Genomic DNA, 23,196 nt, shown 5'->3' with positions numbered 1-23,196 from the left:
TTATTCACGATAGATCAAGAAAGCTCTTGGATAGTGACATAATTAATCAATTAACTTTTCATTGTAAAGTATTTTAATTAATTTTAGGAAAAAAATTTTAATAAGTTGATTTTAGGTATATTGATACTTACTCGGACACTTCTAAACAGACAAAAGAGATATCATCACTAGGTTCTTTATGATTTCTAAACTCTTCTAGAGTCTTTCTGACTATATCAGCTAGTGATTGCGCGTCTTTATCATGATTGATAGACAAAAGTCGAAGAAGATTCTCTTCTCCGAAGATCTCTTCCTTCTCATCAAACGTTTCAGTCACACCGTCTGTGAATAAAACTAACTTATCTCCCGGGTTCAAGTGAACGGTTAATAAGCGATAATCAGTAGGAAGTACGCCTAGAACACGCTGAGTTTCACTTCTAACTTCTATTTTTCCACCTTTTCGAATGCAAATCGGTGGTGTGTGACCTGCATTTACGAATGAAAACGCTCCATCACTTGCATTATAGATGCCAGCGATCGAAGTCATGAACTCGCTTCCTCTATATCTCTCTATCAAAAACAGATTGATCGCTCTAAAAATATCAGGAAGAGAAGGAGAATTGCCCAACTGACGGCGAATAATTCCTCTAATAGCGGAAACTAGATAGCCTGAACCTAATCCATGTCCTGATACATCTCCTAAAAACAACAATTGCTTCTTCGGAGTGATCCTTAGGATATCCAAGTAATCTCCAGAGATCCCAACTGCAGGAAGAGTAAAATATCCTACACTAGTGCCTTTTACGGTCTCTAATTCGGGTAAATGAAGGGTTTTATCCAAGATAGAGGCCATATTCAGGTCTCTTACTATCCTCTTCTTTTCCACTTCATCTACCAAAAGGCTATAATTTCGAATGAGCAAGGATGCGAGTCTCGTGCATTCCTTTAAGAATCTGAGCTCACCTAGTGTGAAATTCTTTCTGTTTCTTTTTTCTCCCACTAAGAAGACTGCGATAACTTCCTTTCCCTTCTCGAAATTGAATAATGGGTAGGCGAGTTGCACTTTCATCTGGCTTAGGAATTGAAAAACGGATTCGCGGATCCCTAAACCGTAGGCCAAGTGAGACGTTACGGTAACTTCCGTATGATCCTCAAAGTAAGTCCAAATCTCCGATCCGTAAGGGATTCGTACGAAGTTGATATTTCTAAGATCCGTGCGGGGAAATTTATCCGCAGGGATCAGGATTTGCAGTCTTTCTACTTCTAAGGCGTCGACCAATCTGCGTATTAGATTGTTGATGGTGGCACGCATTGAGATAGGAGCTCCGATCATTACGGACAATTCTTCGAGAGCAGTATGCAATTTAGGATTACTGCGGAAGCTCCAATAATCTATCCATTGGTACAATTTATTGTTCAGAGAACTTAGGAAGTAAGCTGCAATGACAACGTAGAAAATATTCCATTCTCTTTGGTATTTTCCCAAAAAGCCGGGATTCCAGCGTACGAAGAATTCTAATCCGAACAAATAACCGAAGGTTAGGATTAAGATGGAATATACTGAGGTAAGAGAGGAGCTGAATGCAATTTGCACCGGAACCAGCGAATAGGTATAGGTTCCGAATACCACGAGTGCAGGAAATAGAAAGAAGGCTACAGTCAGATACGGACGTATCATGAAGAAGGTTTTGGCGTTCCCGAATTCTGCCATGATATAGGGAACCAAGGTGATTAATAAGAAGGCTAAGACGATACTAAGCTTCTTAAAGATCTCTTGGTAGTTGCTTCTATTGCGGATAGTATGGAACACTAACTGCAAAATACACAGTCCGGCAGAGAACAAATTAAAATAGATACCGTTTGTAGAAAGGAATTGGAATAGATCCGGATTTCCTTTTTGGGATGCTCCCACAAACCCTGCAACTAGCGAGAAGATGACTTGTGGAGCAAACCATCTAGAGGGAATTTCCTTCCCTCTCAATCGGAAGGAAACGTCTAGAACAAGAAAGCTGGTAAAATATAAAAAGAAGAAGAATGGAAAAAGAAAATCATGGAACGCGAGTAAGAAAAAGTTAAACAGAAAGATAGAAGATAAGGAGCCGAAAAGAAGGAATATATACAGATCCCTCGTATAAAAGAAGAACCATATTGCAACTAAGAAGTACAATAAGGAAATTGTAATGTCCGGAAGAAAGTCTTGCAGTACTTCGAAAGAAGAACGAGTGACTAAAGAAAGAGTTTTCACTGCGCTTCCTTCTTTCCCGAAGAAATGGAAGGTGTGTCCGGATAAGCCGTAGTCCTGGCCTAATTTACGAACGATCTCATATTCTATCAGATCGATCCTCATGCCGACCAGATCGGAATAAGATTCGTCGGATGATACTGCTACCACCCCGTTCGGATAGAAATAGAAGGGAAGTCTTCCTTCCTTAGAATATGAATTAAGTAAGCCTGAAAAAAGGATCAGACTGAATAGGATCACAGAAAGAAATATTAAGAGAATATTTCTCATGCTCGATGTCCTAGGTTCTGGAACGAAATAATATTCCTGTCGTTCCAAGATAGAATTAATGGATCTTTTCCGGGAGTTTCCATATTCTCCCAGCCAATAGAGGCAAGATTTCTCTCCGGATGGGTAGCATGGAACATCCTGAAATTCTTACCTACATAGCGAAGAGATATCTTTTCTCCGTTTTTTCCTACCATTCCGACTGCGAGATCGTATCTCTCCGTCCAAGAGATCTCTTTTAGATTGTCTTCGACCAAGGACTTGAGTTGAAGTACATTCTTGATTTCTTCGTTCAATCGGGACGCATAAAGAGTTCCTAATATATAGCAAAGGGCAAGTACGGAGACCGCGTTGGTAACGCTCAAGCGTAGGAAGACGAAATAAAAATCACCCGAAGGAGTTTGAAAGAACTCTAACAATTCTCCAGGCTCCTGGGATAGCAGATCTATTTTGATATCTCCGACCATCGGAGGCTCGGAGGATTCCAGGAATTTACGGATCTTACCCGCATTTTCCAATTCCTTTCTATATTTCTTATTCTCTGCGATCTGAGAAGATAGAATATGATTGTGGACTGCTAGCGCGCATTTTCCCGCCAAGAATCCGAGTTCATGGCGAACATTATCCTTTGGTATATTAGAAACCGCTAAGAAACCGAATAACTTTTCCCGGAACACGAAGGGAAGAATGAAGTTTGCTCGCAAGCTTACAAAATCCTCGTTGATGATCTTGTTCTGGTCAGGTTCACCGATCATTGCTCCGGATCTTTTATTCAATATGTAAGTAAGAAGGGCCGCGCGAGGATTGATCCCCTCCATTGTATTTACTTTTCTTTGCTTCTTGTGGGCGTAGGTATAAAGATCGTAGTGGGTCAGGTCATTCCTAAGAATAGCAAGTCTTCCGAAATTACTGTTGGTGAGTCGGACCAGTTCGGGAAATACGTTCTTGATCACTCCTTCCGAATCGAATCTTCTATGAGCGAGCCTGGAAGATCCTGGATCGTCGCTCAGATATTCCGAAACGAAAGTGGATTTTAGAAAACCGGAAATCTTCTCTTGAATCGGAAGAATTCCGAATACTCCGAAGACCAGACAGGTAAGGACTGCGATCTCACTTACGAACTCGATCTCTTTCGGAAGTACAAAGATCGTGAACTCATAGAGCCCTAGTACGGTGAACACCGCTGCCAAGCGAACGGCAATGGTAATCAACGAAGAGACGAATCGTAAATCGGAAAAAAAAGTTTTCACTCTGAGTGATTCTTAAACGAGCCTTCGATCAGGTCGTATAGTATGCGTTTTCTTTTACGTATCCTTCGGTAAGGTCGCATCCCCAAAATACCATCTCGTAGTTACCGGTATTCAATACCACATCGACGAGGATCTCGGAATTCTTTTTTAAATACTCCGATAATTTTTTGAGTTTGTCCGAGTCGGCCCCTTTGACAGGAAGATCTCCGAAATAAATTTCCAAGGAATCGAAGGGGATCGGCTCGTCGAAAACCTTGCCCACTGCCATGACGAGTCTTCCCCAGTTCGGGTCTCCGCCGTAGATTGCAGTCTTGATCAGGGGAGAATTCAGGATAGACTTGCCTATTTTTCTGGCTTGGATCTCGTCCCTGGATTTTCGAACACGGACTTCGATCAATTTAGAAGCGCCTTCTCCGTCTCTTGCTACTTCTTTTGCAAGATCGATACATATTTCGAGTAACGCGGATCGGAATTCCTCTGCGTTTACCTTCCCCGCTAATCCGTTACTCAAAACGGCTACTGTATCAGAAGTCGAAGTATCCGAATCTATGCTGATACAGTTGAAGCTTGCATCCACGCATTGTTTTAGGATCTTCTGTAGGTCTCCATCAACTTCAGCATCGGTAAGAATATAAGAGAGCATGGTCGCCATATTGGGTTCGATCATCCCGGCCCCCTTGGCCATTCCGAAGATAACAGCTTCTCCGTTTGCGGATTTGATCTTTCTAAGCGAGATCTTTCTACGAGTGTCCGTGGTCATGATTGCCTCGGCTACTTCTTCTAGATTGCCGGGCTTTAGATTGGATTTTGCATTCGCACATGCGGGAAGAATGACCTGCATAGGAAGTGGAACTCCGATCACTCCTGTAGAAGAAGGAAGGACCAGTGTTTCCGAGATGCCTAAAGACTTTCCGATCTCCGCGCAGATCTGCCTGGAGTTCGAGATGCCTGCATCTCCGGTTGCTACATTCGAATTTTTTGAATTGATTACTACTGCTTGCAGTATTCCGTCTCGGACATGTTCCTTTCCTACAATGACAGGAGCTCCTGGGAAATTGTTTCGAGTAAAAACTGCAGCGGCTTTGCAAGGCTTTTCGGAGAAGATGACCCCGAAATCCTTCGTTTTATCCTTAATGCCTATATTGATTCCGAAGGAAGAAAAACCTTTGGGATAATCCATACTCTAACCTCGATCCCTTTTTAATAAAGGAATTTGAGCGGTCTTCCAAACAGTCTCGATGGAGCCCGCTTTTTATTTGGATTTTCTATTTTCAGTTCGGCGGATTTTTAGGAAAGCCGAATCCGAGCTAAAGCTCGGTTTTCAAAATTCCAGAGACTCGTTGTACACCAAAGGTATGGTCACGGAAAAGATAGTGCCCCCTTCCGGATTGTCGAATACCTTTACCGAGCCATGATGTAGTCGGACGATATGCTTCACGATAGAGAGTCCCAGGCCGGTCCCGCCTTCTTTGCGGGATCTATTTTTATCCACTCGGAAGAATCTCTCGAAAATTCTCTCCTTATCCTCATCCTTGATCCCGATCCCTTGGTCTATGACTTGAAAGTTAACGGAATCAGGTTCTATTTTAGCGATTTTCAGAGTGATCGTTTTCCCGTCCGGGGAATAAGAAGAAGCGTTCGAGATCAAATTCAAGAGCATATGCTCTAGCAAGACCCAATCTGCGGAAACGGCCAAAGAAGTAGGCATGTCCACAACAAGTTTCTGCCCTTTAGGAGAGATCACGCCATCCACTGTGAAAGATAGGTTCTCTACCAAGGACTTGAGGGTGAATTCTTCCGGCTGAGCAATTGCGCTCTGATTCTCGATTCGAGTAATGGTGAGCATGTCTTCTACGATACGGACCATGCGATCGGTATTTCGGGAGATAGCGTCCAAGAATCTCTTCTCGTGACTGTCTTCCATCAATTTCAAACGGCCTAAAAGAGTCTCGGTATAACCCTTGATAGAAGTGATAGGGGTCTTTAATTCGTGAGATGCGTTTTGAACGAATTGTTCTCGGATGATATAGGATTGCTTTTCTTCCGTGATGTTCCGGATCACTCCGATGAACATTAGGATGTTTCCGTTGGTACGGAGAGGATACATCTTGATCGTATAGAAGTTTTGGCTCAGGTCCAATTCTATCTTGGGCTCGCCCTTGCCGTATAAGTTTTTCTTAATGAACTCCAAGAGACGCGGATCTTTTACTGCGTCTTCTACTCTGCGAGAGCCTGAGTTCGGTTCTATCAAGGAGCCAGGAATGCTTCGATTCTGGAATACGATCGAGCCTTCTAAGTCGACAGAGAAGACTCCTTCTTTCAAGTTTTGGAGAACCGAGTCGAACTTTTCCTTTTCAATCGTTAAGTCCACGAATTGGTTCTTTAAACGACCAGACATGAGATTGATGGACACAGCCAGATCCGCCAATTCCCTGATCTCAGGAAGACTTAATTCGGATCCGAAATCCCCGGCATTGATCTCGCCGGTTTTCATTTCAATTTGATTTAAGGTTTGGCTCACACTTCTCGCAATGGAGAAGGACATGTAGAAAGTCCCGAACATCGCAAGAAGTATATAAGCCGAGAAGAGAAGGATCTTCAGATCGGGGTTGATCCTGTCTTCTAAGAAGAAGACAACTCCCGCAACGACCATGAGGAAAACGAGTAGAAGCCAGTTACTTAAGAGTAGTTTAGAAAATAAGCTACGCCTCATTGAATCTGTAACCGATCCCGCGGATGGTTTCCAACCTCTCCTTCTCTTCTCCCAGTTTGTCTCGGAGACGTTTGATATTAACATCGACCGCTCGATCGGTCACATAAATATCTTTTCCCCAAACCTTATCTAAAAGTTTGTCTCGAGTAAAAGCTACACCTGTATTTGTCATGAACAGGTATAGGATCTTGTATTCGATGAGGGTGAGTTCGATTTCGGTATTGTTGATGAAGACCTTATGGGCTTTCGGGTTCAGGAAGATCTTTCCGACGGTGATATTGCCTTCGAATTCTTGCTCTTCTTCCGCTTCTCCGGATCTTCTTAGAACGGAACGCACTCTTGCGATAAGTTCTCTAGTGGAGAATGGCTTTCTAACGTAATCATCGGCTCCAAGCTCCAATCCTAGGACTGCGTCAGTCTCACCGGATTTTGCTGTGACCATGATGATAGGAAGAGCATATTTTTCCTTAATGCGTTTGCAGAGATCCATTCCGCCTACGCCAGGAAGCATTAAATCCAGAACTACAAGATCAGGAAGATTCTTCTCGATACGAGGAAGGACTTCCAAACCGTTTTGGCATGTATCTACTTGGTACCCGTTCTCTTCTAAATGGAATTTGATTAGCTCTGCAATATCCTCTTCGTCGTCTACGACTAGGATTTTTTGACCTGGGCTACCGGAAGCATTTTTCATAAATTCGCTAAAGCTCTTTCTCCTACGCCTTGGAGGGGTTTTCTCGTTTGTCGCGGGGGAGGAGGATCCTTGTATTTGGATAGGTTCCATGCCCCCACAATGTCAGGAAACCGTTACAAAAGGTTTACGCAAGCGTTACAATACCCGGAAAAAGAATATTACATCCTAAGTCGTATGACAACAAGTAAACAAGGAAGTCAGTTATTCTAGGCTTGCTATAAGATCCGGACTGTTCGATCTTATATTAACGATCTTTTATCAATTCGTTCAATTCGCGGATCAGTTTTCTTTGTCGGAAGAGGACATAAAGAACAAAGCCGCCAAAAAGCGCTAGACCGAGTGTATACACCCAAGCCAATCCCTTTAATCTGTTCTGCTCTTCTTCGATCGCGCGGATCGTAGTTAGGTGTTCTACTAAGAAGAAGTAATTGTCGGATTGGGCCCAGGACTTTCTTGCCTCTTCTCTGATCTGCGTGATAAGTACGTCGGCTTCTTTCTTGTTCATATTTTGGATGAGAGGAAAGACAGCATCCAACTTCATCTCCAAGAATTCTTTCGCGCTTATTTTTCCGGGAGAAGTTTCCTCCGCGGAAGCAGTGCCCGCTAATAATAAGAATAAAAATACGATACTTGCACCGAAAGCTCTCATTCGTCGAATCCTAACTTGTTTTTCCATTCCTTAGTATAAGGGCTCTTATTTTGCACAAGATAAATCCCTATTAGAACGGTGAAAAGACAGAATAGGAACCCGCTAGTGGCCAAAATTGCATGCAAAATGCCGGTTTGGAAGAGAAAATTCCAATCTGTAAATAAGATCACGGTCAAAGGGGAAAACGCCATTAATAAGATGACTATCAAGAGGACGCGAATATGCCTGAGATGGATCAGATGGAGCATTACTTTTTTCTTAAGTAATGGAGGGACCTCGTCCTGCACCTTTCCTTCGGGAGGAGCGGTGAAGAAATCCAATTGTTCCTTTAATTCTTCCGGGAGATTATTTTTTTCCGTGCTCATCTTCTTTCTTCAGCCAGTCGCGAAGGATTTCTTTTCCCCTGAAAATATAACTCTTTAAGGTGTTCATTTTCAAGTTTAAATTCTCAGAAATATCTTTATAGGACATATTCTCAAAATAGTGCAGAGATATCGGTTTACGATATAACTCGGGAAGTCGATCCACTAAGGAGCGGATCTTTTCGGTTGTTTCCCTTTCTAAGATCTCGGACTCTTGGGAAGAGAATCCTTCTCCAGTTTGTCCGGAAGATAGACCTTCTATCGAAGCATCGACTTCTGGGTGTTCCTTTCTATACCTGCGAATGATCTCGTTTCGTGCTATGGAGAATAGCCAAGTGGAGAACTTGGATCTGCCTTTGAATGTGGAAAGGCTTTCGAAGGCCTTTAGGAACACGTCTTGGGTGAAGTCTTCTGCTTCAGATTGGTTACGAAATGCTTTCTTGGCCTGAGAATAGACCATCGCCTCGTAATTCAGAACTAATTCTTCGAACGCGTCGAAGTCTCCCGTTAGGACTCTTTGAATACAGGCCCAATCCTCCGGATCGCACAGGATAGGGTCTTCTTGGTTCATAAGGGAAATATTAAGCCTTTGGTCTAGTGTAAGAAGAAGGAGCTAAGATCGCGCCCTAGGGGACCATTTGTAATAACAGAGTAATCCTAAACCGGTTGCTAACGGGATCAAACCTCCGAGCATTGCTAAGGATTTGCCCAATACTAAAATGAAAGTAAACGAAAGAGCAATCCCTACGAAGGTAAGGATCAAACCTAAGAAGAAGGAATAAAGACGAAGATCGAATTTTTCTTTTTGATAGAGGCCGGCTTTGATGATGGCCATTCTTTGGCGGTACCACCAAAAGAAGAGAAAGAATAGCAAGAGCCATCCGAATATGATCCCAACGATAGGAATGCTATATAGGATAGCCTTGTACTCTCCTCCAGGCTGAGTCGCTTGGAGTGCTTGTTGGATTTGGGCTAGGCTTCGAAAGAGTGCTTCTTTTTCTTCCGGAGTCATCTTGCCAGAACCGCCACCTTAATGCTGGATTCTTCTTTCTTAAAGTACGGTATCTTGTCTGCGATGCCTGGTCTTTCTGCGAGAGACTCATACCACTCGTCTTCTTTCCAGCTCTCTTTTAAATAGCTAGTTCTGATATCTGTATTGAAAAGGTCCGTTAATTTGCTCATTGGAAATACTCCTATATATAATGACTTTCGGTTCTTGAGATCTATTTCGATCTTCCGGAAAAGATTTTTAGTTATGTCGTATTAACTTTCGGCCTTTGCGCAAAAGTCCTAAAGCGCAAAACCTTTTGTAGAACTACATTTTTTAGAGACGTAATGGTTAGAAGAAAAATTGAGCTGGCTCGGAAAAAAATAGAAAGCGGATCGAATTACTTGCTGGGATCTAAGTAAGGCGCTACGGCTAAATTCGGAGTTCGGAGCTCCGGGGTTCGAGAGAAGGAAGAATGATCTCTTAGAAAATCCACGATAATCCTCGCGGTGGCTCCCCAGAGCATTCCTTCTTCCAGATCAAAATAGAATACTTCCAAATAGGGGCCCTCGGGTCTTCTTCTTCCTTGTATGCTATAAAAGGGAACCGTCCAGAGGCGATCGAATTCGAGTTGGATGACTCTTTCTACTTCTTCCGGGTTGATCTGAAATAGAAAGTCCCCGGAATACTGAGCGAGAAAAGGAGTGATATGGAATCCGGTATGGGTGAGTTGGCCCTTATAATTCCCGATCACGGAAAGATCCTCTTTGGCCGCTCCCATTTCTTCGTTCCATTCTCTCAATGCGGTTTCTAGAAGAGAAGGATCCTCCGGCTCTTTGACTCCTCCGGGAAAAGAGATCTGTCCAGGATGAGCCGCTAGATTCGGATTCCTTTTTTGTAATAGAAAACCATCTTGTCCGTTCTTATGAAACACAGGCATGATCACAGAAGAATGAGCCACGCCTTCGGGTAGATCGGGTTCTCCTTCCGGTAAAAGAGGAAGGTCCTGTCTTAGTTTATCTAAATCTAATCTAATCAAACTTTTTCTTGATCGGGATCAAACTCGAGAGAGTGGTCTCATATGGTTTGGATTGAATAGCAGCGATCAAAGAAGGTCCGTAATTCTCCACTTTCCAATTGGAGAAGATACCCATTTCCCTGAGTTCTTCTGTGGTCTTAGGATTTCGTTTCGCGATCTCCGCTATATTCTTATTAGACGGCATAAGGTTATGACCCATCCTGCGAATGGACATAACTGTTTCTCTCCACTGCCTGAGTCTTTTGAATCTGTCCGCTTCTTCGCCGGAGAGATCTTCAATCGATCTCTTGAATAGATCATTTTTTTGGATAGGAGGGCCGCTCGGATTCTTGTACACCAGAGTCAGTCCTTCTGCGTCTTTCTTTCCGACGATATCGATGAGCTTATTTATCTCACCTCTTGCTTTAACAAGTTCTAGGACCTTGTCGTTATTCCAAACACGGAAGGGAGCCTTATTGACCCTTTTGGCTTTCTCATCCCGGAACATAAGAGTATCATACAGCGCTCTTCTTTCGTCAGAGCCCAGATCCAGGACATTCGGGAATTTTTCCAGATTGATGGAAAATCCTTCGAAAGGTTCGGGCTCTTCTTCCGCTAACTTCGCGAATTCGGAAACGGCTTCGTCTAACAATTTCCGTTTTGCGAGTTCTTCCCTCATTTTTTCCCAAATGGATTCCAGATAGACGGTATCTAAGGCTGCGTATTGAAGCTGGCTTTTTTCCAGAGGCCGCTTTTCCCAGTTGGATTTTTGCTCCTTCTTGGAAAGTTTGACCTTGTGGTAATGTTCCACAAGATACAACAAAGAGTTTTGTTCTAAGTCTAATAAACGAGAGCTAAACATCGTGTCCGCGATGTTCACAAACTTGAAACCGAAGTCTCGTTTTAGAGCTTTGATATCATCCGAAGCGGAATGAAATATTTTCAAGATGGACGGATTCTCGAATAGAGGTCTGAGTCCACCGAGATCGTCCAACCGAATAGGGTCAAAGATGTAGTTCTTGCCCTTAGAGGATATCTGGACCAAACAAACTTTGGAATAGTAGGTGTAATAGCCGCTAGATTCCGTATCGATAGAGAGGCAATCGGATTGAGAGAGAGTGATCAATGCCAACTGTAGGCTTCGAACGTTGTCTACGACGATATAATCGGATTGTATTTGCATCTAAAAGGCGACCTGGGAGACTAGCGTCGGAAGGGGGACCATGAGTTCGATTCCCAATACGTCCAGACTACGGACCCTAGTCCGAGATGACAAACCAAAAGAAGAATGCGCGATCTTTGGGATTTTTAATTCCCAGGAAGCGGCCAACTTCACCTACTTAGGTCTGTATTCTATGCAGCACCGAGGGCAAGAATCGAGCGGGATCGTCTCCTCTGACGGAGAGCATCTTTACCGCTACGCCGGCATGGGTCTTGTCTCGAATATTTTTACAGAAAGTAAGATCCGAGAACTCACCGGGACCGCGGCAATCGGTCACAATCGCTATTCTACAACCGGGGCCAGCTTCTTACGGAACGCTCAGCCGCTTCGAGTAGAATCTCACCTCGGTCCTATCGCACTCGCTCATAACGGAAACCTGGTAAATTCCTGGGAAGTTCGTTCCCAACTGGAAAAAGAAGGTTCCATTTTCCAAACCACAATCGACTCAGAGGTGATTGTTCACCTGATGGCCCGCTCCGGCGAGACGGATCTTCTGTCTGCGCTTTCTTCCGCATTGAAGAAGGTACGGGGAGCGTATTCTCTCGTGGTGCTTACTAAGAGCCATTTGATCGCTGTCCGTGACCCGAACGGTTTCCGTCCTCTGGTCATGGGAAGAAGGGATGACGGTTCTATCGTTTTCGCTTCCGAAACCTGTGCCTTTGACATCACCGACACCACATACGAAAGAGACGTGGAGCCTGGAGAAATGATCGTGGTAGATAGAACAGGAATTCGTTCCTTCTATCCCTTCCCCCAAGCAAAACCTGCTCTTTGTATTTTCGAATACATTTATTTCGCAAGACCTGACTCCAATATTTTTGGCGAATCCGTATATAAGGTCCGTAAGGCTCTCGGAAACCAATTAGCTAAAGAACTCCCTGTCGAGGCGGATGTGGTCATTCCAGTTCCGGACTCCGCAAATATCGCGGCCCTCGGTTACTCTGAAGCTTCCGGGATCCCCTTCCAATCGGGACTGATCCGCTCTCACTATGTGGGAAGGACCTTTATCGAGCCGGACCAAAAGATCCGGGACTTCGGTGCTAAGATCAAATACAACGTAGTTAAGAATGTGGTGGAAGGGAAACGAGTCGTTATCGTGGATGATTCCATCATGAGAGGGACCACAAGCCGTAAGATCATCAAGATGATCCGAAATGCAGGAGCAACGGAGATCCATCTTAGAGTTTCCGCTCCTCCAACCATTTCACCTTGCTATTACGGGATCGATATCCCTACTCATAAGGAACTTATTGCTGCAACTCATACCATCGAAGAGATCCGTAAGTATCTAAGAGTGGATTCTATTGCGTATTTATCCGTGGATTCCATGCATAAAGCGGTGAACGATCATAAAGGCGGTGGTTTCTGCAATGCTTGTTTTACTGCGGACTATCCTGTCGAGTTCCAGAGCGATATGGGAAATCAGAAGAGCTTATTCAAAGAATACGAAGTAGAAGAGCACGTTTAAGAACGATCTTCTACTTCATTCTATAGGTCGGTTTCTTGGCAAAGGTGATAAAATCGGCCTCTTCTCCTTTGATATAGGAGGCGAGAAGGGTCTTTTCTGAATTTCCGAGATGGCTTTTTTCTTCTAACATTGCGAGGATTTCCAGGGCGGCATCCTTGTCTAAGGTATTCAGAAAATTTAATATTTCTTGGTGAGTGTTCTTCTTGTCCGATTCATGGATGATCTGTAACGCCTCATCTATCGCTTTAAGCAGGAATACTTTTCTTTCCACTAGACCACCCATGGTAGAAAGGATCATATTGATCTCGGGGTCTTCCGCAAATAGGTCCAGCAAGTGTGAATAGATGCCAGGAGTCTGTACGGGAAATTCATATAAGGATTCTTCGAGTCCTCTGTACAATTCTATTTCTTCCTCTCTTGTAAGTCCTGCGCTTTCCCTGAGTGAGATCAAAGCCTCTGTGGACATGAGAGATAGGAATCTGGCTGCGAATAGATTGTCTTTCTTATTCCGAATACAATAGAGGATGAATTTTGAGATCCGATCCGAAGGAAGTTCGTTCCAGAACTGAGCCGCCTTGGAATCCAGGAAATTGGTTTCTGTCCCGAATACCTTCTTTTCTTTCTTAAGTTTTTGGAAGATCTTGAAGTCTTCTTTTACGATTCTGTAAAGTAGGGAATCGTCCATCTCTAAGATTGTGGACTTGACTTGATCGGGAGAAGAGATGGAGATAAAATATCGGACTAGATCGAAACTGACTTCCGATTGAGCGGAAAAATTCTCTAAGACATCCGCGGGTGCCTGTTGGAATGCAGTTGCCCCCACACTGAAGGAGCTATCTCCTTCTAAAAATTTTTCTAGCTTTTCGAAAGCGAGACATCCTAATCTGGAAGAATCGTCCCAGTTTGTCTCGCGCAGAAATTCCCTACAATTGCTTGGACAAGCCTTAAACTCGGAAACTCCTGCGACGCAAATTCTTTCCATTACCTTGGATTCTTAGGGAATGAGATCCCCGCAATCGCGCATATCCGCTGCATACGGATTTTCGATCCGTTGGCCGGAAAACACCCATGTCTTTTTGACCATAGGACAATAGAAACGGTTTCTTCCGGATTGGAGTCCGTTTGCCTTCATGGTATCTGCAAGCAACTCGCTGAATTTGGAAAGGCCGACAAAGGAGACTTTTGCATCCGGAGATTTAGCAGTTTCTAATGCAGTTCTCATTTCTTGGGCAGCGGGTTCTAAACCGCCTTTCGCGGCTTGTAGCGCCTCGACGGAGGCAAGTAAGGCACTGATATTCGGAGAGACCTCTTCCGTTGTTAAGAGACTTTTAACCACTTTGTCGTTCTCGCTCAGAACGCTTTCGAAGAGGGGCTTTTCTGCTTCGGTAACCGGCTTTTGTTCTTTTTTACAGTATGCGATCGAGAGAAGGATCGTTAGAATGAGGATGATTTTCCGTTGTTTCATCAAATTCTCCAATAAGTAGGACTCGAAAATTTACCTTACCAGAACCATAAAAAAAGGTCGAAAGAGTTCTGGCAATCGTTAGAGGCTCAAACTATTCTTTCAAAAAATGGGTTCTAACCTTGACCATATCCTCGAAATTAGGGAGAAAGAGGCAATACTCTATTGCCTAGCGACTCAATATGTATTTTAAAAAACATGTTTTTGTTTGCGAAAACGTAAGAGAGGAAGGCGAAAGACCTTCCTGTGGGCCTAAGGGTTCTCCTCAACTTCTCGCCTATATGAAGAAAAGACTACAAGAACTGGGATTTAAGGATAAGATCCGTGTCCAGAGATCCGGTTGTCTGGACAGATGTGAACTTGGTCCTGTCCAAGTTGCCTATCCGGAGGGACATTGGTTTTCCCTGAAGACCAAGGAAGATGCCGAAGAATTCATCCAAAACTATATTCTAAAAAATGAAACGAACCCGATCCGAAGGTTGATGCTGGAAGACGAGGCTTAAAAGGAAGAGTGAGAAGATGGCTAAGATAGAACTCCCAAAATCGTATCTGGCGTACGAACTTAAGGAATACAGCAACGAACCAGGAAGGGCAAAGATCGTTGAAAAAGAGATCCGACCTTTAAAGAAAGGGGAGGTCTTGGTCCGGATCCATTCCGGCTCCATCAATCCTTCCGACCTGATGTTCATGAGAGGTTTGTACGGAATTAAGAAAAAACTCCCAGTGGTCCCCGGTTTCGAAGGAAGCGGGGTAGTTGTTAAAAGCGGCGGCGGATGGAGAGCCAATTCTCTATTAGGAAAACCTGTTGCTTGCATTTCTCCGAATAAAGGGGACGGCCCTTATGCGGAGTACATGATCACTGACGGATATTCTTGTATACCATTGAACAAGGAAACCACTTTGGAGCAAGGAGCATGTCTCTTTGTAAATCCGATCACTGCTTGGGCCTTATTGGATCAGGTTATCCGAGAAAAGCATAAGGCGTATGTGCAAACAGGAGCTGCTTCTGCCTTAGGGAAAATGCTTCTTCGTTTATCCAATAAAAAGAAGATCCCTGGGATCCATATCGTAAGAAGAAAAGAACAAGTGGATCTTCTTAAATCTCTGGGAGCTGAATATGTTTTAGATTCCAGCTCTCCGAACTTCGATAGAGAATTGAGAGTTACTGCAAATAAATTGGGGGCGACCATTTTGTTGGATGCAGTAGCGGGAGAGATCACTGGGAGAGCCTTGGCCGCTATGCCATATGGAAGCAAATGCGTCGTGTATGGTGCTTTGTCGGAAGAGCCGATCACCTTTCATCCAGGATTGGGGATTTTCCAAGACAAGAAATTAGAAGGCTTTTGGCTTTCTTCATGGATGCCGGCACAGAGTCCTTTCCGTCTCTGGAGAATTACTTCGGAAGTTCGATCTCTTTTGGGCAAAGAATTCCAAACCGAGATCGCAGCTCGTATTCCTTTGAAAGAAGCAGACAAAGCCATCCAAGAATACTCCCAAAATATGACTAGAGGTAAAGTATTGATTTCTACCGGATGGAATCCTTGATGGATTTTGACCATTTGAAAAGAAGGCCCGGAAATCTCTCCGGGCTTTTTGTTTGCCTTTTGGCAATCCCACTTCTTCTCTCTTGTTTCGGCATCAGAGAGAATCTAAAAAATATACAGACCTGTAAATATAAGATCCTAGAGACCAAGATGGAGAGGATAGATATTCTTCCATTTCCTCCTGTCCCTAAGATGGTCATTAGTTCCAAACTCGAAATAGAAAATCCGAACGATACAGATGTCAGGATCTATGCCTTCGATCTGGGTTTATATGCGGATCTGGGCAACGGAAAACTTGCCGAGCTCGCAAAGGTAATTTCTTCCGAAGAAGTTCTTGTCCCCGCCCTTTCTAAGAATATAATCAATCCTAGAATAGAAACTTCCTTTGAAAATCGACAAAACCAGGACAAATTATTACTTGCGATTTTGGTTGCGAGAGCCTTACTCGCAGGAAAGGATCCGAATCTGAGGATCAAAGGAATTGTTAAATACAAAACCTTTCTAGGAGAAGTGGATCTTCCTGTTGATGAAAAAGTACCTCTCCTTCTCCCCAAAGCGCCGGAGATAAATATTTGAAACATACGTTTCCCTTCTTCCTGATCTTGTTCATTTTTTTCTATTCGAATTGCAATACTGTAGATGAGGAATTCTATTCTTTCGAAGAGTCTTCTGCAAGATTGCTCACAGCATATTCCTTGAAAGATATGGAATGCAGCTCGAATCGAAATATCACTTCTTTGATCCCGGGAAGATCCAGAAAGAAGGATATAGATAATTGTGTTACTTCGATTGCCTTTGAGAAATGCAGTTTTTGGACCCAGGCCGGAGATCCGGTCCCATTCGCTTGCAAGGCAATCGAATATAGAAAGTAAATGGGTTGGATCGCCAGACATTTCGAATTTCTGATGCTTGCGGCTCTTTCGATCTTGGGCCTTTCCTACCTTTATATTTTACTAACCAGGAACAGAAGGGCTACGGACTCCAAGTCCATCGTTCAATACAATATTCAATCGGATCAGACGGACAATGAGATCGATCCGAATCGCGCTCCTAAGAAGAAGGAGCCGAAAGTAAATGTGCTCGAAGTCTTTGATTACAATGGGATCAAAATCATGCATGAGAACGGTTTATATACTGTGAATCATGCGGGTGAGATCCAAGTATACGCTTCCTGGCAGGCTCTTCCTCCTAGATATCAGGCAATGGTTAAGGAGATGGATAAGTCTTCGATAGGACAAAAGAAGAAGGGAAACTATTATATGGAAGTACTGAACGGGACTTACTATGTGATTTTTCCCGATGGCAAAAAGCACAAGTATCCCAAGTTCGAGGATATTCCGGAGAAGATCCGAAAAGCACTCGGCTACTAATACTAAACGTAAAGAGCCTTTACTTAGATCCGTATCGGATCCGGCAAAATTAAAACTGTGAGACCAATCGGGTATTCGGATCTACTTAACTAAGATCGCTTTTGGGAAGGTAGGACAAGAAGAGACACATTGTCCGCAACCGACGCAATCCTTGGAAAAAGTCGGTTTGTTCCCTTTAAAGTTGACGACCTTCGGAATAGGACAGGTGATCGCACATGCCTCGCATGTCTTCTCTCCCGTTCTGGAGTTAATGCAATGTTGGAAAATCCCGACTGCCTTTCCGAATTTAGGGGTTTCCGTCTTCTTATAAGGCTTGAGAGCACCTGTTTGGCAGGATGAGATACAAGGATACCCGTCGCAGAGCATGCAAGCGTTCAGGTTCACATCCATTCTAGGAAAATGTTTACCAGTCGCGTCATCCGGCACAGGAAACAGAACGGAATAAGGGCAGGCATAGATACAATCCCCGCAGGCAGTGCATTTGGAAAAGAATCTCTTTCCTGTCGGATCCGCTCCAGGGGGAAGTTGCAGATTCCGAAATCCCTTGAACTTCTTTCCTTGCGGTTTAGGAAGTGGAACCTCTATGAGATCTTCTTTCGAATGAGTTTCTTCTTTTTGAGATGAAGGCTTCTCAGATTTTTTGTCTTCTGTCGCCGCCTTCCAGGTTTCGGAGATCTCATCGACTCCTTCCTCCATTACGGAAAAAGCTTTTGCCAAGCCTTTCCGGAAGAAGTCTTTTCGGTTCATTCCCCGCCTATCCTCTCTATGTGAGCGCCAAGAGATCTGAGTCGAGTATCTATGTCTTGGAATCCTCTATCGATCTGCACTATATTATGAATAGAACTTGTTCCTTCTGCACAAAGCGCCGCAATGATCATTGCCATGCCCGCTCTGATATCCGGGCTCGCAACTTTCTGTCCATAGAGTCGATTCGGTCCGATCACGATGGCCCTATGTGGATCGCAGAGAATGATCTGGGCTCCCATTGAGATGATATTATCAACGAAGAAGAGTCTAGACTCGAACATTTTCTCATGAATGAGAACAGTACCTTTGCATTGAGTGGCAGTCACCAAGGCAACCGAGGTCATGTCCGCCGGAAAACCTGGCCAAGGAGAATCATCTATCTTAGGAGTGGCTCCATGATAATCCGGGATAATCTCTAATTTCTGGTCGGAAGGAACTAGAATGCCTCCATCTTGTGGACGCACTTCTATCCCCAAACGGGAATATACCATGCGGATCATTCGTATGTCCTCTAGATCCACGTCTCCGATAAAGATCTCCCCGCCTGTTACGGCGGCTAAACTGATAAAGCTTCCAATCTCTAAGTAGTCGGAACCAATCCTATGAGAGGATTTGGGAGTATGTAAGGAAGATACACCTTCGATGGTGAGGATATTGGATCCGATGCCGGAGATCTTTGCTCCCGCAGAGACCAGGAATTTACAAAGTCTTTGTACATGAGGTTCGCTTGCTGCATGACGTAGGACGGTAACGCCTTCCGCTAAGACTGCCGCCATGACCGCATTCTCTGTTGCAGTCACGGAAGCTTCGTCGAGTAGAAGATCCACCCCTCTCAATCGATCTCCCTTGATCTCGTATCCGTCCGGAAACGTTTCTATATGAGCGCCTAAGGCCTCTAATGCGAGAAGATGGGTGTCCATTCTCCTTCTGCCGATCTTATCTCCACCCGGACGTGGAAGGAATACTCTTCCTGTTTTTGCGAGAATAGGACCTGCCAGAGTGACTGCACCTCTGATCTTAGAGCAGAGTTCCCAAGGAAGATCCGATTTTAGATTTCCATTATTTCGAAATAAGAAGGTTCCCTCTCCCTTGTCCTCTACTTCCATTCCTAGGTGACGAAGTACGTCTAGGAGCATGAGCACATCCGAGATGAGGGGGATATTTTCTATGATTGTTTCGCCAGGGATCAAACAGACTGCTCCCAGGATAGGCAAGGCTTCATTCTTATTCCCTTGGGGAATGACAGTGCCGTGAAGCGGATTTTTACCAACTATTTTGAAATAAGGAGAACTCATGATCCAACCAGCTTATTGGTATCCTCCCTCATCCTCTTTTCACGGCAAGCAATTACGGGACTGGGGGAAGCCCTATCCTGAATGTAGGAGAAAAGAATCCAAACTGTAACGAGGTTTAAGGAATCCGCTGAGTCGGACCGGGATCGAAATCGATTGACTCGAAACTATTTTTTTCCGATCAACGTTGGTATCCATGAATTCGTTTTTACACCGTTTTAAAGAATTTCAAAAGACCCTGGCATTCGATGTGTTTTGCTTCCTTTGGACAGGAGTTTTCTGCTTCATCTCTTTCGCGCCTTTTTATCTCACACATTTCGTTTGGATCGCTCCCTTCGGCTTATTTTGGATGGCTCATAAGTATTCCGGAAGATACTGGAGGCTATTAGGATATGGTTTTCTTTTCGGAGTATTCTTCTACGCGATCGCATTTCACTGGATCCACCATATGGCAATGGTCTTTGGGAATTTTCCTTGGATCGTGGCATTCATCCTTCTTCTTTTAGCAGGGGTTTTGTTCGGGGCGAAGTTCCCGCTATTCCTTGTATCTTATTCCTTTCTGTCCAGAAGAGTAGGGAAACATAGCGTTTGGGTGGCGGGTGCCTGCGGAATGGCCGCCGATATGTTGGGCTACCAACTGTTTCCTTGGTACTGGGGAAACCTGCTCGCCGGAAATATCATCCTGGCCCAAACGGTGGAGATCACCGGAGTCTACGGACTTTCCTTTTTGGTATTTGTGATCTCTTATACTCTCTTCGAAACGAATCCTCTTCATATTGTAGAGATCCTAAAATCGAAAGAGAAAAGAACCCATTTCGCAAGATTCTGGGCCCTGCCTTTTGCGTTACTCGCCATCTTTCTGATCTTAGGAACTTCTCTCTATATTAAGTGGAAGAATGTGACTCCTAAGAAAACTCTCGAAGTCCTAGTCGTACAACCGAACGCTCCCATGAGTATTCGGGACGAGAGGGGAAGATCGCCTCGCCAGGTTATAGAAGAGCATATGGCCCATATGGACAAAATGGTAGAAGACGCGGTCCAAAAAGCCGGCAAGAATCCGGACCTGATCGTTTTACCCGAAGCCGGGATCCCGTACTATTCCGCTCGCAAGGCTCCTCTCATGGAGACCATTGGAATGTACTGGCCTCGCTTCGACTCCCTTATGATCTCTTTTGCAAATCGATACAGAGCAAATGTACTATTCAACGAAATAGATGCTGCTTATAAGAAGAAGAGTTCGGGCAAAGAGTATCTGCGTTATTTCAATAATAACGTAGTATACGATCCGAACGGCGTGAGAAGAGAAGCGTATCAAAAGCAATATCTGGTCATGTTCGGAGAGACCATGCCTTTCGAGTTCATGTATGATCTCAGTCCTCAGACTGGTCGTTTCGATCCGGGCGAATCCTTCGACTTATTGCATTATTATTCTTCTGCTCCAAAAGAGCCTGCTCCCTTGCTCCCGATCACCTGGGAAAGAACCGAGGGATTGGACGCGGACTTCGTTCGCAATTACTACGCACCACTTCAGTCTGAGATCAAAGAGGCAGGACCATTCTTACCTTTGATCTGTTATGAGGTGATCGTTCCTGAATTTGTAAGAAAGTTCAAGGATTCTGGTAATCCGGAGTTCATTGCGAATCTTACCAATGATAAATGGTATGGAACCACCACAGAGAGCGATCAGCACTTCGAATTGGGAAGACTGAGAGCCATCGAATGGAGACGTTGGATCGTTCGATCCACGAATTCAGGGATTTCCGGGTTCGTAGATCATGTGGGACGCTTTATTCCAGGAAAATCGACAGGTCTCATGACTGCGGAAACCACCTGGCAACAGATCCAAGTCATAGATTCTCCGCCAGGGTTTTATGTTCTGTACGGAGATCTGATCCCTTGGATCCTGGTCGTGCTTACGGCAGTATATTATGGAAATCTGTTATTCCAACAAAGAAGATTAAAGTCCATGGAAAAGACTGCCTAATCGGAAAGAATAATTCATATCCGAAATATCTTCGAAAAAAGATCTCCGATATTGTAAAAGGCTGCCGATCCAGGTAGCCTTTTCTATTATTAAGGATTGATCAGATAATAGGAGAAGATCCCTTTAAAATTGGGATCTTTCGGCAAGGTCCCGGTTCCTTCCGGAGCCTGTTTGCAATCCAGTCTGGCATCCGAGATATAGTAAAGCTGGTACGGTCTAGTAAAGAATAAGCGTACGAAAAAGCGGAGCACTGCGGAGATATTCGAAAGTACACTGATCTGACCTACGGTTTGCTTGCGAGTCAGAGTTAGACTGCAGGAATTTTGAGAATCCAAATGGAATCGCTCCTTGATGGGCAGTTCATAATTCGAGAATGGTTCCGTTTCCATTTCCAGCGCTTCGGAACCATGCACTTTTGCGGAGAAAAGGATCTTACCTCCAGCATCCATAACACTTACAGTACGGATCTCTCCGCCTGGAAAATTATCATTCCCGATAAATCCTCCTGTATAGAGTTTCTCTCCCACACTGTTTTGCGAACGATACAATTCCCAGCGACGACTGTACTTATATACTTCGTAGTTGGTCAGAAGATGTTCCATTCCCCCTCTTCCGTTCAGCTCGATCTTATTCCCGTTGATTATTAGATATCCTTGCACAGGAACGAAAGAAAACGCCATGTCCGCTTGGACAAAACGATCCGTCACAGGCAAAGGGATCTTTCCTCCGGACATAGAAACGGCTTTTGACCATCCAGTTTTATAGTTCAAGAAGAGTTGGGCCGAATCCGTATCCATCTTGATCTCAGGGCCTTGTTCGCCCTTCGTCACTGAATTATTATAAATCTCTAATTCAGTTTTTCCTGCTTCTGTCTTTAGTTCGTCCTTGGAAAATTCTTTCGTATAGAAGCGTGTCCCGTTTTCCTTATCGTAAACCACAAGACTGACCCCGCAGTTTCTCGTTCCCGGACCTAGATTGCTGATAATATAGGTTGCAAAGATCCAAGTTTGCTCATCCGTAAAAGAATAATTCCAAGCTTGGAAATAACCTTCCTGAGGATAAAAATGAAATCCCATCTCCTGTTTGGAGGCTTTCCTCGGTTGGATCTTCGTTTCTTCTGAAGAAAGACCCGAGACGAATAGGATCAGCATTAGAGATAAAATAAAAGCCAATCGACTGGAAGAAGGAAGGAATGTCGATTTAGGTCGAGCTAGTATTTGGAATGTTTCTATTTTTAAGAAGAGCCCTTTGAGCGCGGAAAACATGGGGTTCAATTCCTAACCCGCGTTTCCGGTTCAGGCAAGCAAATTCTTGATCAATTTATATGGAAGAAGAGTTAAAAAATAGCGGTTGCTTTTTACATTCGATCCGTTCGGCAACCGCTAAGAGAGGTGAGCAGTTTATTCTTTATCTGAATGGATTCTGTCTTCTTCCGACTTGGATGCAGGGACACAGCATTCTTCGAACAGATCTTGGATGCACCGAATATCGAATGCAGGATGATCCTTGTATCCGCGAGCTCTCATCTCGTCTCTTTCGAGACCGATCCCGTCTATATGGATCCAGGAATCCGATTCCGATTTTCCTTCGGATTCGATCCTCGCATATATGAGATATTCGTGATCTCCGAACTTCTTGAAAAAGATCTCGGATAGATCCGGATTGCTTCTCGCGAGTCTTTTGCGAAAGGAGCGAGTTTGCTTTTCTTCGGAGCCTCTGATTGTATCGTAGTATCGATTCAATGCATGCACGATCTCGAAGAAGGTATGCTTCTCCGCTTGTAATTTCACCCAACCAGTTTCTAAGTCGGTGTACATTTCCGTCTTTGATCTCATTTTTTCCTCCGAAAGAGGCGGTTCGGATCCGGAGGAATTGCTCGCTAAAAAAATACGGATCCTAAAAAAAACGGGACCTATTTCCAAATCTTTCCTGTCCTACATGGGAC

General features: G+C 44.1%; 25 protein-coding genes. 7 read left to right on the top strand and 18 right to left on the bottom strand.

Annotated features, from left to right (window positions below; translation table 11 throughout):
• Window positions 1-127: 127 nt before the first annotated feature.
• The 12 genes from EHO57_RS06585 to EHO57_RS06535 form a co-directional block, all read right to left on the bottom strand.
• Window positions 128-2,491 carry a PP2C family protein-serine/threonine phosphatase gene (locus EHO57_RS06585; RefSeq protein ID WP_135644027.1) on the bottom strand — a complete coding sequence of 788 codons (2,364 nt, stop codon included), beginning with the start codon at window positions 2,489-2,491 and terminating at the stop codon, window positions 128-130.
• Window positions 2,488-3,738 carry a hypothetical protein gene (locus EHO57_RS06580; protein ID WP_135644024.1) on the bottom strand — a complete coding sequence of 417 codons (1,251 nt, stop codon included), beginning with the start codon at window positions 3,736-3,738 and terminating at the stop codon, window positions 2,488-2,490. Before EHO57_RS06580 ends, EHO57_RS06585 begins: the two co-directional genes overlap by 4 nt.
• 28 nt (window positions 3,739-3,766) lie before the next feature.
• Window positions 3,767-4,918, bottom strand: a complete 1,152-nt coding sequence (gene argJ, locus EHO57_RS06575) for a bifunctional glutamate N-acetyltransferase/amino-acid acetyltransferase ArgJ (RefSeq protein WP_135644019.1) — start codon at window positions 4,916-4,918, stop codon at window positions 3,767-3,769.
• Between the two features lie 141 nt (window positions 4,919-5,059).
• Window positions 5,060-6,451: a HAMP domain-containing sensor histidine kinase gene (locus EHO57_RS06570; protein WP_135644016.1), complete on the bottom strand. Its 1,392-nt coding sequence runs from the start codon at window positions 6,449-6,451 to the stop codon at window positions 5,060-5,062.
• Window positions 6,441-7,145 carry a response regulator gene (locus EHO57_RS06565; protein ID WP_135644014.1) on the bottom strand — a complete coding sequence of 235 codons (705 nt, stop codon included), beginning with the start codon at window positions 7,143-7,145 and terminating at the stop codon, window positions 6,441-6,443. Before EHO57_RS06565 ends, EHO57_RS06570 begins: the two co-directional genes overlap by 11 nt.
• A gap of 244 nt (window positions 7,146-7,389) precedes the next feature.
• Entirely contained in the window at window positions 7,390-7,794 is a 405-nt protein-coding gene (locus EHO57_RS06560) for a hypothetical protein (protein WP_135644009.1), read from the bottom strand.
• Window positions 7,791-8,159: a hypothetical protein gene (locus tag EHO57_RS06555; protein WP_135644006.1), complete on the bottom strand. Its 369-nt coding sequence runs from the start codon at window positions 8,157-8,159 to the stop codon at window positions 7,791-7,793. Before EHO57_RS06555 ends, EHO57_RS06560 begins: the two co-directional genes overlap by 4 nt.
• Window positions 8,140-8,727, bottom strand: coding sequence for an RNA polymerase sigma factor (locus EHO57_RS06550; RefSeq protein WP_135644004.1), 588 nt, complete (start codon window positions 8,725-8,727; stop codon window positions 8,140-8,142). The genes EHO57_RS06555 and EHO57_RS06550 overlap by 20 nt, the downstream gene beginning before the upstream one ends.
• A 42-nt stretch (window positions 8,728-8,769) precedes the next feature.
• The gene (locus EHO57_RS06545) at window positions 8,770-9,168 is read right to left on the bottom strand and encodes a hypothetical protein (protein ID WP_135644001.1); all 399 of its coding nucleotides are present in this window, start codon (window positions 9,166-9,168) and stop codon (window positions 8,770-8,772) included.
• Window positions 9,165-9,338, bottom strand: a complete 174-nt coding sequence (locus EHO57_RS18770; protein ID WP_167882260.1) for an LIMLP_16695 family PerRB-regulated protein — start codon at window positions 9,336-9,338, stop codon at window positions 9,165-9,167. The genes EHO57_RS06545 and EHO57_RS18770 overlap by 4 nt, the downstream gene beginning before the upstream one ends.
• Window positions 9,339-9,544: 206 nt before the next feature.
• Window positions 9,545-10,183 carry an NUDIX hydrolase gene (locus EHO57_RS06540; protein WP_135643998.1) on the bottom strand — a complete coding sequence of 213 codons (639 nt, stop codon included), beginning with the start codon at window positions 10,181-10,183 and terminating at the stop codon, window positions 9,545-9,547.
• Entirely contained in the window at window positions 10,176-11,345 is a 1,170-nt protein-coding gene (locus EHO57_RS06535; RefSeq protein ID WP_135643995.1) for a ribonuclease D, read from the bottom strand. The genes EHO57_RS06540 and EHO57_RS06535 overlap by 8 nt, the downstream gene beginning before the upstream one ends.
• A gap of 40 nt (window positions 11,346-11,385) precedes the next feature.
• On the opposite strand from EHO57_RS06535, the gene purF reads away from it, so the two are divergent.
• Window positions 11,386-12,852 carry an amidophosphoribosyltransferase gene (purF, locus tag EHO57_RS06530; RefSeq protein ID WP_135643992.1) on the top strand — a complete coding sequence of 489 codons (1,467 nt, stop codon included), beginning with the start codon at window positions 11,386-11,388 and terminating at the stop codon, window positions 12,850-12,852.
• Window positions 12,853-12,862: 10 nt separating this feature from the next.
• Here purF and EHO57_RS06525 read toward each other — a convergent pair whose 3' ends face one another.
• Both EHO57_RS06525 and EHO57_RS06520 read right to left on the bottom strand, forming a co-directional pair.
• The gene (locus EHO57_RS06525; RefSeq protein WP_135643989.1) at window positions 12,863-13,834 is read right to left on the bottom strand and encodes a hypothetical protein; all 972 of its coding nucleotides are present in this window, start codon (window positions 13,832-13,834) and stop codon (window positions 12,863-12,865) included.
• Window positions 13,835-13,846: 12 nt separating this feature from the next.
• Window positions 13,847-14,317, bottom strand: coding sequence for an LIC13259/LIC11441 family protein (locus EHO57_RS06520; RefSeq protein WP_135643987.1), 471 nt, complete (start codon window positions 14,315-14,317; stop codon window positions 13,847-13,849).
• Between the two features lie 179 nt (window positions 14,318-14,496).
• Between EHO57_RS06520 and EHO57_RS06515 the strand changes: the two genes are divergently transcribed.
• Genes EHO57_RS06515 through EHO57_RS06495 form a run of 5 tightly spaced genes read left to right on the top strand, consistent with a single transcriptional unit; the run spans window position 14,497 to window position 17,228 of the window.
• Complete coding sequence (locus EHO57_RS06515) at window positions 14,497-14,817, top strand: (2Fe-2S) ferredoxin domain-containing protein (protein ID WP_135643985.1); 321 nt, start codon at window positions 14,497-14,499, stop codon at window positions 14,815-14,817.
• A gap of 25 nt (window positions 14,818-14,842) precedes the next feature.
• The gene (locus tag EHO57_RS06510; RefSeq protein ID WP_167882275.1) at window positions 14,843-15,859 is read left to right on the top strand and encodes a zinc-binding dehydrogenase; all 1,017 of its coding nucleotides are present in this window, start codon (window positions 14,843-14,845) and stop codon (window positions 15,857-15,859) included.
• On the top strand, window positions 15,859-16,434 hold the full coding sequence (locus EHO57_RS06505) for an LEA/WHy family protein (protein ID WP_135643980.1): 576 nt from the start codon (window positions 15,859-15,861) through the stop codon (window positions 16,432-16,434). Before EHO57_RS06510 ends, EHO57_RS06505 begins: the two co-directional genes overlap by 1 nt.
• Entirely contained in the window at window positions 16,431-16,730 is a 300-nt protein-coding gene (locus tag EHO57_RS06500) for an LIC13255 family lipoprotein (protein ID WP_135643977.1), read from the top strand. Before EHO57_RS06505 ends, EHO57_RS06500 begins: the two co-directional genes overlap by 4 nt.
• Window positions 16,731-17,228, top strand: a complete 498-nt coding sequence (locus EHO57_RS06495) for a hypothetical protein (RefSeq protein ID WP_135643974.1) — start codon at window positions 16,731-16,733, stop codon at window positions 17,226-17,228.
• A gap of 81 nt (window positions 17,229-17,309) precedes the next feature.
• Here the strand turns inward: EHO57_RS06495 and EHO57_RS06490 are convergent, their stop codons facing one another.
• Both EHO57_RS06490 and murA read right to left on the bottom strand, forming a co-directional pair.
• Entirely contained in the window at window positions 17,310-17,975 is a 666-nt protein-coding gene (locus tag EHO57_RS06490) for a 4Fe-4S dicluster domain-containing protein (RefSeq protein WP_135643971.1), read from the bottom strand.
• Window positions 17,972-19,270, bottom strand: coding sequence for a UDP-N-acetylglucosamine 1-carboxyvinyltransferase (gene murA / locus EHO57_RS06485; RefSeq protein WP_135643968.1), 1,299 nt, complete (start codon window positions 19,268-19,270; stop codon window positions 17,972-17,974). Before murA ends, EHO57_RS06490 begins: the two co-directional genes overlap by 4 nt.
• A gap of 193 nt (window positions 19,271-19,463) precedes the next feature.
• On the opposite strand from murA, the gene EHO57_RS06480 reads away from it, so the two are divergent.
• Window positions 19,464-21,251: an apolipoprotein N-acyltransferase gene (locus EHO57_RS06480; protein WP_135643965.1), complete on the top strand. Its 1,788-nt coding sequence runs from the start codon at window positions 19,464-19,466 to the stop codon at window positions 21,249-21,251.
• An 89-nt stretch (window positions 21,252-21,340) separates the two neighbouring features.
• Here EHO57_RS06480 and EHO57_RS06475 read toward each other — a convergent pair whose 3' ends face one another.
• Both EHO57_RS06475 and EHO57_RS06470 read right to left on the bottom strand, forming a co-directional pair.
• The gene (locus tag EHO57_RS06475; RefSeq protein ID WP_425460773.1) at window positions 21,341-22,402 is read right to left on the bottom strand and encodes a hypothetical protein; all 1,062 of its coding nucleotides are present in this window, start codon (window positions 22,400-22,402) and stop codon (window positions 21,341-21,343) included.
• A 249-nt stretch (window positions 22,403-22,651) separates the two neighbouring features.
• Window positions 22,652-23,086, bottom strand: a complete 435-nt coding sequence (locus EHO57_RS06470; protein ID WP_135643962.1) for an LIC_13246 family protein — start codon at window positions 23,084-23,086, stop codon at window positions 22,652-22,654.
• Window positions 23,087-23,196 lie beyond the last annotated feature (110 nt).

The sequence above is a fragment of the Leptospira langatensis genome, from assembly GCF_004770615.1.
Taxonomy (GTDB): domain Bacteria; phylum Spirochaetota; class Leptospiria; order Leptospirales; family Leptospiraceae; genus Leptospira_B; species Leptospira_B langatensis.
The sequence above is the reverse complement of the archived record's forward strand: the minus strand, read 5'-3'. Positions and strand labels throughout refer to the sequence as shown.

Bases quoted from the DNA above. Each gene is read 5' to 3' on its own strand.
- EHO57_RS06585 (WP_135644027.1), bottom strand. From the start codon at position 2,491: ATGAGAAATATTCTCTTAATATTTCTTTCTGTGATCCTATTCAGTCTG.
- argJ (WP_135644019.1), bottom strand. From the start codon at position 4,918: ATGGATTATCCCAAAGGTTTTTCTTCCTTCGGAATCAATATAGGCATT.
- EHO57_RS06570 (WP_135644016.1), bottom strand. From the start codon at position 6,451: ATGAGGCGTAGCTTATTTTCTAAACTACTCTTAAGTAACTGGCTTCTA.
- EHO57_RS06565 (WP_135644014.1), bottom strand. From the start codon at position 7,145: ATGAAAAATGCTTCCGGTAGCCCAGGTCAAAAAATCCTAGTCGTAGAC.
- EHO57_RS06560 (WP_135644009.1), bottom strand. From the start codon at position 7,794: ATGAGAGCTTTCGGTGCAAGTATCGTATTTTTATTCTTATTATTAGCG.
- EHO57_RS06555 (WP_135644006.1), bottom strand. From the start codon at position 8,159: ATGAGCACGGAAAAAAATAATCTCCCGGAAGAATTAAAGGAACAATTG.
- EHO57_RS06550 (WP_135644004.1), bottom strand. From the start codon at position 8,727: ATGAACCAAGAAGACCCTATCCTGTGCGATCCGGAGGATTGGGCCTGT.
- EHO57_RS06545 (WP_135644001.1), bottom strand. From the start codon at position 9,168: ATGACTCCGGAAGAAAAAGAAGCACTCTTTCGAAGCCTAGCCCAAATC.
- EHO57_RS18770 (WP_167882260.1), bottom strand. From the start codon at position 9,338: ATGAGCAAATTAACGGACCTTTTCAATACAGATATCAGAACTAGCTAT.
- EHO57_RS06535 (WP_135643995.1), bottom strand. From the start codon at position 11,345: ATGCAAATACAATCCGATTATATCGTCGTAGACAACGTTCGAAGCCTA.
- purF (WP_135643992.1), top strand. From the start codon at position 11,386: ATGAGTTCGATTCCCAATACGTCCAGACTACGGACCCTAGTCCGAGAT.
- EHO57_RS06525 (WP_135643989.1), bottom strand. From the start codon at position 13,834: ATGGAAAGAATTTGCGTCGCAGGAGTTTCCGAGTTTAAGGCTTGTCCA.
- EHO57_RS06520 (WP_135643987.1), bottom strand. From the start codon at position 14,317: ATGAAACAACGGAAAATCATCCTCATTCTAACGATCCTTCTCTCGATC.
- EHO57_RS06515 (WP_135643985.1), top strand. From the start codon at position 14,497: ATGTATTTTAAAAAACATGTTTTTGTTTGCGAAAACGTAAGAGAGGAA.
- EHO57_RS06505 (WP_135643980.1), top strand. From the start codon at position 15,859: ATGGATTTTGACCATTTGAAAAGAAGGCCCGGAAATCTCTCCGGGCTT.
- EHO57_RS06495 (WP_135643974.1), top strand. From the start codon at position 16,731: ATGGGTTGGATCGCCAGACATTTCGAATTTCTGATGCTTGCGGCTCTT.
- EHO57_RS06490 (WP_135643971.1), bottom strand. From the start codon at position 17,975: ATGAACCGAAAAGACTTCTTCCGGAAAGGCTTGGCAAAAGCTTTTTCC.
- murA (WP_135643968.1), bottom strand. From the start codon at position 19,270: ATGAGTTCTCCTTATTTCAAAATAGTTGGTAAAAATCCGCTTCACGGC.
- EHO57_RS06480 (WP_135643965.1), top strand. From the start codon at position 19,464: ATGAATTCGTTTTTACACCGTTTTAAAGAATTTCAAAAGACCCTGGCA.
- EHO57_RS06475 (WP_425460773.1), bottom strand. From the start codon at position 22,402: ATGCTGATCCTATTCGTCTCGGGTCTTTCTTCAGAAGAAACGAAGATC.
- EHO57_RS06470 (WP_135643962.1), bottom strand. From the start codon at position 23,086: ATGAGATCAAAGACGGAAATGTACACCGACTTAGAAACTGGTTGGGTG.